Source organism: Prevotella jejuni (assembly GCF_900187995.1).
Classification (GTDB): Bacteria; Bacteroidota; Bacteroidia; order Bacteroidales; family Bacteroidaceae; genus Prevotella; species Prevotella jejuni.
The window spans coordinates 1-1,442 of the sequence record NZ_FZNZ01000088.1 but is presented as its reverse complement, the minus strand read 5'-3'; the positions used below and the strand labels follow the sequence as shown (position 1 = coordinate 1,442).

Annotated in this window: 2 protein-coding genes; both read right to left on the bottom strand. The window is 41.2% G+C overall.

The features are described 5' to 3' along the window. Positions 1–36: 36 nt before the first annotated feature. Positions 37–1,020, bottom strand: a complete 984-nt coding sequence (locus CHB62_RS14480) for an ISAon1 family transposase (protein ID WP_438268816.1) — start codon at positions 1,018–1,020, stop codon at positions 37–39. A 1-nt stretch (position 1,021) separates the two neighbouring features. Next, positions 1,022–1,366, bottom strand: coding sequence for an ISAon1 family transposase N-terminal region protein (locus CHB62_RS14470; protein WP_024992867.1), 345 nt, complete (start codon positions 1,364–1,366; stop codon positions 1,022–1,024). Positions 1,367–1,442 lie beyond the last annotated feature (76 nt).

Genomic DNA, 1,442 nt, shown 5'->3' with positions numbered 1-1,442 from the left:
GGGTCAGTCCTAAAACCCAGTTGCAAGCCTACTCTCTTAAGCACACAATTTCATAAGCCTATATAAAAAGAAAGGAATATCTGTCACCCCTCTGAACTGTGCCCTGAATGCTTTAACTTTAGCATTGAATGACTCGGCATTTGCATTTGTAGCTCTGTTTACAAAGAAATTGAGTATGGTTTGATAATGATTTTCAAACGTGTCAATCACTGTGTAGAAATTGTCCACTCCCAGCTCTTCAACCTCATTAAACCATTTTGCCAGCTTCAGCCTTGCAGCATCCTTGATGCTCTTGATGTTATAAATATCGGTAAGTTTCATAGCCAAATCATATGCCTTTTTCAGTGTCGGATAATGTTCAAAGATGATTTGTGCCCTACCTTTCTGTGTTTCAGTCCACTTGGTCTTGTGCTTGGTCAATATGAACTTTGCTCTGGCGAGCAACTGCTTACGCGTGTCACCATTGCTGTATCTAAATGGTATATATTCCTTTCCCTCACTTTTAGCTTCTCTTATCTCCTGGTTCTCTTTATCTCTTGCCATCCATCGGTAAGCGATACGCATGTCATCCAGAGCATCATAATATAGTTTCTGTACATGAAATCTGTCATTGGTAATAAGTGCTTTTGGAAAAACAGAGCGGGCTATGCGCATCATAGAAGATGACAAGTCGAGTGTTATCTCCTTGACAGTATTTCGTTTAGAAATGTTTATCTTCTTAAGAACCTGAATAACGTCCTCTGCCTTGGTCCCTTTAACCACAGCTACCAAAGTCCCTTTTCTGCCCTTTCCAGCCTTGTTGGTTAGAAAAGTATAAACCTCGCCACTGCTTAGACAGGTCTCATCAATACTTAGACTCTCTCCTATGTTATCTTCAAACAATAGCCAGTCTTGAGCATGCTCCAACTGATCCCAGCTACGATAATCACTGAAATGTTCCTTGTACTGTGTGGATAACTGCTTGCCATTTACGCCATAGTGAGCACCGATACTTGCGATGCTCTCTGCAGTGGACTCAATTCTATTCTTTTAAAAAAGAAACGAACTCGGGGGATAGTTTACTGCCCTCAGCCGTCAAATCATCATATGAATAAGTAAATATCTCTCCGTTGGAACTATCACGCCACTTGCGACGGCGAACATGGAGGTAAACTGCTTTGCCACGAAGGGGGAAGTCCTGAATAACACGCTCGCTGGTAAAACCATAACTGCTTACAGTGCCTAACTTATGGTCTGACTTTTCCATAAAGTTACGCTCGTCAAGCCAAAAGTCAATCTGCGAAACACTCTCTTGAATATCGACAACATCAAAGTAGTCGGCAAGTACATCTGGAAAGATGCAACGTAATAATTGGTGATTCTTCATGATGCAAAGGTAATAAATACTTATGAAATTATGTGCTTAAGAGGATAGACTTGCAACTGGGTTTTAGGACTGACCC